General features: G+C 66.6%; 6 protein-coding genes. 3 read left to right on the top strand and 3 right to left on the bottom strand.

Annotation, left to right across the window (positions count from 1 at the left end; translation table 11 throughout):
- On the bottom strand, positions 1-934 hold a 934-nt coding region (locus AC1DS3_RS33075; protein WP_477128815.1), incomplete at its 3' end, for an ABC transporter substrate-binding protein.
- A 257-nt stretch (positions 935-1191) separates the two neighbouring features.
- Between AC1DS3_RS33075 and AC1DS3_RS33070 the strand changes: the two genes are divergently transcribed.
- Together AC1DS3_RS33070 and tdh are read left to right on the top strand one after the other, a co-directional pair.
- The gene (locus AC1DS3_RS33070) at positions 1192-2394 is read left to right on the top strand and encodes a glycine C-acetyltransferase (RefSeq protein ID WP_441640428.1); all 1203 of its coding nucleotides are present in this window, start codon (positions 1192-1194) and stop codon (positions 2392-2394) included.
- Between the two features lie 57 nt (positions 2395-2451).
- Complete coding sequence (gene tdh, locus AC1DS3_RS33065) at positions 2452-3507, top strand: L-threonine 3-dehydrogenase (RefSeq protein ID WP_441640427.1); 1056 nt, start codon at positions 2452-2454, stop codon at positions 3505-3507.
- A gap of 94 nt (positions 3508-3601) precedes the next feature.
- Here the strand turns inward: tdh and AC1DS3_RS33060 are convergent, their stop codons facing one another.
- Positions 3602-4039: a universal stress protein gene (locus AC1DS3_RS33060; RefSeq protein WP_441640426.1), complete on the bottom strand. Its 438-nt coding sequence runs from the start codon at positions 4037-4039 to the stop codon at positions 3602-3604.
- Positions 4040-4412: 373 nt separating this feature from the next.
- Between AC1DS3_RS33060 and AC1DS3_RS33055 the strand changes: the two genes are divergently transcribed.
- Positions 4413-5492 (top strand): Leu/Phe/Val dehydrogenase, encoded by a 1080-nt coding sequence (locus AC1DS3_RS33055; RefSeq protein WP_441640425.1) that lies wholly within the window; start codon positions 4413-4415, stop codon positions 5490-5492.
- 68 nt (positions 5493-5560) lie between these two features.
- Here the strand turns inward: AC1DS3_RS33055 and AC1DS3_RS33050 are convergent.
- The coding region (locus AC1DS3_RS33050; RefSeq protein WP_477128814.1) for an alpha/beta fold hydrolase at positions 5561-6426 on the bottom strand (866 nt) is incomplete at its 5' end.

Genomic DNA, 6426 nt, shown 5'->3' with positions numbered 1-6426 from the left:
GCGAGATCTTGCCCGCCAGTATGGCGCGGTTGTTGGAGGACGGATCCCACGCCAGCACCTCCGGCGTCATGGTCTCCTGGTACAGGGCCTTGACGAACTTGACCGCCTCCAGCGTGTTCTTCGAATTCAGCACGACGGTATGGCGCTCATCCTGGATCGAGCCGCCGAATGCGAAGAGGATGGTTCGCATCGCCATCGCGGTATCGAGTTCAGCCGACAAGCCAATGCCCACCGGCACGTTGCGATTGCGCTTGATCTTGCGGCCCGCGCTCAGCACGTCGTCCCAGCTGTCCGGCGCAGGCATGCCGATCTCGTCCCACAGGTCCTTGCGGAAATTGATCGGGTCCGGCACGAAGCTGTCGGAGAAGCCGAAGTACTTCTTCGTCTTCGGGTTATACGTACTCTTGATCGCCAGTTCGACCGGCTTGCCATGCTTGCGCTGGCATTCCTCGTAAATCTCGCGGTGATCGATGACCTGCTCCTCGTACACTGGCGCAGGCGACAGGAACATGAACAGGTCGTGCCCCTTCTGGGCGGATACCTCGGCGGCGGCCCGCGTGGCCAGCGCGGGAATCCCCACGTGATCGACGATGACCTCGGTATCGTTGCGCTGGCCCCATTCCTTCACATAGGTGTTATCGAACCACTTGTCATAGCCCGGCACGAAGTGGTTCCACTGGAGGATCTTCAAGGTGTGCCTGGCTGCCTGCGCCCGGCGTGGCAGCACCAAGGGGCCAAGCCCCGCGGCAAGCGCGGTAGCGGCGGCGGCCTGGATCAGGCGGCGGCGCCGCGCGTTGTGGCAGACAAGGGTGCCGGTGGATCCGTGCCGGCGCGAATAGATGATTCGCTCGATAGGAGCAATCCGTACGTCTTCGTTCATGGCCGCCTCCGCCAGCAAGCCGGTAGCCGGCATGCGCGCCGATCGCGGCGGCATGCGCAACCTCACTTAAGGATAGGAGTTGCCGACCCTAAGGCAAAGAGACAAAGGCTTGATTTCATTGCGTTTTCGATCTGATCCAGGGACCGGCGCGGCGGCTGCCGCATAGCAGCATCGGTCGCGCTGCGCCGGCCAGCGCTTGCGCAGCGCAGCACAAAACACGCGCACGGCAAAAGCGGTATTTTCCCGGCTTTCGCCATACCATGGAGACTGGCGCAAGCTACGCCGCCCAACAACCTAGCCGGGGACCTTCCATGCGCGACCGCTATCTCTCCCACCTTCGCGACACCTTAAGCACCATCCGCGCCGACGGCTTCCATAAATCCGAGCGCGTCATCGCCAGCCCGCAGGCAGCCGATATCCGGCTGGCGGGCGGCGAGCACGTACTGAACTTCTGCGCCAACAACTACCTGGGCCTGGCAGATGACCACCGCCTGATCGAAGCCGCCCGGCGCGGCCTGGAGCAAGACGGTTTCGGCATGGCCTCGGTCCGCTTCATCTGCGGCACCCAGTCCGTGCACAAGACCCTCGAAGCCGTACTCGCCAAGTTCCTCCACACCGGCGACAGCATCCTCTACTCCAGTTGCTTCGACGCCAACGGCGGCCTGTTCGAGACCTTGCTCGACGACCAGGACGCCGTCATCAGCGACGAGCTCAACCACGCCAGCATCATCGACGGCGTGCGCCTGTGCAAGGCCAGGCGCTACCGCTACCGCAACAACGACATGGCCGACCTGGAGACCCGGCTGCAGGAGGCGGATGCCGCCGGCGCGCGCTTCAAGCTGATCGCCACCGACGGCGTGTTCTCGATGGACGGCATCATCGCGGACCTCAAATCCATCTGCGACCTGGCGGACCGCTACGGGGCRCTGGTGATGGTCGACGATTCGCACGCGGTGGGCTTCGTGGGCGAGCACGGGCGTGGCACGCCGGAGCTGTGTGGCGTGGAGGGCCGCGTGGATATCATCACCGGCACGCTGGGCAAGGCGCTGGGCGGCGCCTCGGGTGGCTATGTGGCGGCGCACCGGGAAATCGTGGAGTTGCTGCGGCAGCGCTCGCGGCCTTATCTTTTTTCCAACTCGCTGGCGCCGAGCATCTGCGCCGCCACGCTGAAAGTGCTGGAGTTGCTGGCCAGCGAAGAAGGCGCGGCATTGCGCGCGCGCGTGCGGGAGAACGGCGAGCATTTCCGCCGCGAGATGACGGCGCTGGGCTTTACGCTGGTGCCGGGCCAGCATCCCATCATCCCGGTGATGCTGGGCGATGCCGCGCTGGCATCCGGCATGGCCGATGCGTTGCTGGCAGAGCATGTGTACGTGGTGGGCTTCTCCTTCCCGGTGGTGCCCAAGGGCCGGGCGCGGATCCGCACGCAGATGAGCGCAGCGCATACGGCCGAGCAGATCGAGCGGGCCGTGGCCGCGTTTGCCAAGGTAGGCCGCAAGTTCGGCGCCATCGCCTGAGCGGCGCTCAGGCGTCACCCAAGCGCTTCAACCACGCTGCAAGCAGGAGGCTCCCCCATGAAAGCCCTCGCCAAACTCGAACGCGCACCCGGCCTGACGCTGACCGACGTCCCCGAGCCGGAAGTCGGCCACAACGATGTGATGATCCGCATCCGGCAGACGGCCATCTGCGGCACCGACATCCATATCTGGAAATGGGACGAGTGGGCGCAGAACACCATCCCCGTGCCGATGCAGGTGGGGCACGAGTATGTCGGCGAGATCGTCGCCATCGGGCAGGAAGTGCGCGGGCTGGCCATTGGCGACCGCGTTTCCGGCGAGGGGCACATCACCTGCGGCTTCTGCCGCAACTGCCGCGCCGGGCGCCGCCACCTGTGCCGCAACTCGGTAGGCGTGGGCGTGAACCGCGCCGGCGCCTTTGCCGAGTACCTGGTGATTCCGGCCTTCAACGCGTTCCGCATTCCCGGCGACATCCCGGACGAGATCGCCGCCATCTTCGACCCCTTTGGCAACGCGACGCACACCGCGCTGTCCTTCAACCTGGTGGGCGAGGACGTGCTGATCACCGGCGCAGGCCCCATCGGCATCATGGCCGCTGCCATCGCTCGGCACGTGGGCGCGCGCAATGTCGTGATCACCGACGTCAACGAGTACCGGCTCGCGCTGGCGCGCAAGATGGGCGCCACGCGCGCCGTCAACGTGCAGCACGAAAACCTGAAAGACGTGGCTGCCGAGTTGCACATGACGGAAGGCTTCGACGTGGGCATGGAAATGTCCGGTGTGCCGACCGCCTTTGCGACCATGCTCGAGCACATGAACCACGGCGGCAAGATTGCCATGCTCGGCATTCCGCCATCGAAGATGGCGATAGACTGGAACCAGGTGATTTTCAAGGGGCTGGAGATCAAGGGCATCTACGGCCGCGAGATGTTCGAGACCTGGTACAAGATGGTTGCCATGCTGCAAAGCGGGCTGGACCTGACGCCGATGATCACGCATCGCTTCAGCGTGGGCGACTACGAGGCCGGCTTTGCCGCCATGCTGTCAGGCAACAGCGGCAAGGTGGTGCTGGACTGGACGCGGCCGGACCAGGCGGCGACTGCCGCGGGCTAGAAGCGCATGCTAGTGGCGCATCCATGTCTTGCCCGGACGCTGCCACGCCGCAGGTGGCTAGCGCCGCACAACGCAAGCCAGCTGCGGTGAGCCGCTAGCGATACACCAGCACAGGGATACGGCTATGCGTCAGCACCTTGTTGGTCTCGCTGCCGATCAGCACGCCCTGCAAACCGCGCCGCCCGTGCGAGGCCATCACGATCAGGTCGCACTCCTTTTCCTGGGCGGCCTGGATGATGGCCTCATAGGGGTGGTCATGTATGACGCTAAGGGTCTCGCAAGACACGTCCGCCGCCTCGGCTTCGGCGGCCAGGGTTTTCAGGTAGTCCGCCGAACTGCGGGTGGCTTCCTGCACGAACCGCGTACGGGTGTCGGCCAGCAATTCCACCTGGTAGGTGTAGACATGGAAGTCCGGGATCACCCGGATCACCGTGACATGGGCCCGCGCCTCATGGGCGAACACCAGGGCCTTGCGGAAAGCGGCTTCGGACAGGGGTGAGCCGTCGACGGGCAGCAGCAGATGCTGGAACATGGTGCCCTCCTGGCACGCGAAGGGCGGAGGCCACCGCGCAGGCGCCCTCTCACGCTTCGCTCGAGTTGAGGATTACCTCGTTCCAAGTATAGATGTGCCGGTGCCGCACACACGCCGCACACGCACACATACACACCGCGCGCGCCCTTCATCTCCCCGCGATTTGCCGGTAAGATCCAGCACCGGTTCCGCGCCACGACGCGGTACCCAGCGTTTACCCGAGGCCGGGCAGCCACACAATGGCGGCCCGGCCTTATCGAGACGGCGGCCCCCGATGGCTGCCGTTGCAACTGCACTGCCTTGCAACCCAATGCGGTGCACCCGGAAAGCGAAGGTATCCCTTTGCGCTCCCAATCTTCATGGAGAAGACGCTTTGACTGAACGCATCACCGCAGAGGCCGCCGGCCGCCTGTTCGGCACTGGCGAAGGCCCATCCCACGAGCGCGTCACGCTCGCCACCGATCCCGAGTCCGGCCTGCAGGCCATCATCGCCATCTACAGCACCAGCCTTGGCCCCGCGTTTGGCGGCTGCCGCTACTGGGCCTATCCCGCCGAGAGCGACGCCCTGACCGACGCCCTGCGCYTGTCGCAAGGCATGGCCTACAAGAATGCGCTGGCCGACCTGCCCTTCGGCGGCGGCAAGGCCGTGATCCTGCGCACCCCGGCGCAAACCGATCGCACCAAGCTGTTCCGCGCCTTCGGCCGCATGGTCGAATCGCTGGGTGGCCGCTACATCACCGCAGAAGACGTCGGCACCACGGTGGAAGACATGGTCGCCGCCCGCACGCAGACCCGCTACATCAGCGGCATGCCGCGCGAGGGCACCTTCGGCGGCAACCCATCGCCCAAGACCGCTTATGGCGTGTTCGTCGGCATCGAGGCCGCCGTGCGCTACGTGCTGGACCATAACAGCCTGCAAGGCGTGTCCGTTGCCGTGCAGGGCCTTGGCTCGGTAGGCTGGGACCTGTGCCGCCAGCTGCATGCGGCCGGCGCGCGGCTGATCGTGGCCGATATCCACGGCGCCAAGGCAGAGCAGGCGCGCGAGCAATTCGGCGCACAGGTGGTTTCCACCACCGCCATCACCAGCGTGGCCGCCGATGTGTTCGCGCCCTGCGCGCTCGGCGCGGTGATCACCCCGGCGGTAGCCGAGGGCTGCCAGTTCAAGATCGTCGCGGGCGGCGCCAACAACCAGCTCGCGTCGCTGGACGAGGGCGACACGCTGCAACGCCGCGGCATCTTCTATGCGCCGGATTTCCTGATCAACGCGGGCGGCATCATCAGCTGCGCCCGCGAGTACCTGGGCGGCGCCGAGGAAGCGGCGGTGCTGACCGAGGTGGCGCGGATCCGCGAGCGCGTGTTCGCGCTGGCCCAACGCGTGGAGAAGAGCGGGCTGGCGCCCGCGCGCGAGGCGGTCAACTGGGCACAGGAGAAGCTGGCGCCGCTGGCGCCCTGACTTGCCGGCCTAGGAAAGCACCACACCCGATGCAAGCTCTCGCGCCACGGCGCGAGAGCTTGCGCTGCCTATGGGAAAGCCTGAGGCCACAGGGCAGCCCATTTCTCGGCCCAGCAGCAGGTGTGCGTGGCGCCATCCACCATCCTGATGGCGGGCTGCCGGTCCGCCGGGAAGCGTGACGCATAGGCGGCCGCCACGTCGCGCGTGATGTTGGTATCGCGGCTGCCCACGAAATGCAGCTGCGGGATGTCCTGCAAGGCGCGCCACGCGTCGGCGGGATTGAGCGAGCCGGCCAGCGGCGGCACGCCGTGCAGCGCGGCCCAGGCCACCGGGTCGAGATTGCCCGCCACCGTTACCAGCCGGACGACATCCGGGCGCCGCGCCGCTACCAGCGCCGCCACGGCGCCTCCGCCCGAATACCCCACCAGTATCAGTTGCCGCGCACCGTAGCGCTGCTTGAGCGCGTCGATGGCCTGGTTGCTGGCGCCGATCACCTCGGCAGAGAAGCGCCGGTCCGTCCAGTCGGCCGTCTTGCAGCCCCGGAAATCCTCCCCTTGCACAAACTGGCATGGCCGCGACAGGTACGCCGCTGCGCCACGCTCCTGGCGCAGCGCGAGCTCGAGCGCCACCGGGCGCAACGGCGTCGGATCGTCGGAGGGCTGCGCGGCGCTAAGCCAGGCGAGGCCATCGCCCTCGATGTAGATGGCCAGGGTATGCGCAGGCACCACGCTGGCCGGCGCATACGCGGTCAGCACGAACTCCCGCGCGGGCAGGCGCAACGGCTGCCAGCCCCGCGCCGCCGCCAGCGCATCGGCGTTCTCCCGGCGGGCCGCGGGCGAGAAATGGGTGCAGGCGCCAAGCAGGATAACCGCCAGCAGGATCAGGATTCTTGTCGGCACGAAGGGGGCCCTTATTGGCGCAGCCTGGGGAGGAC

Source organism: Cupriavidus sp. 01L46, from assembly GCF_056399905.1.
The sequence above is the reverse complement of the archived record's forward strand: the minus strand, read 5'-3'. Positions and strand labels throughout refer to the sequence as shown.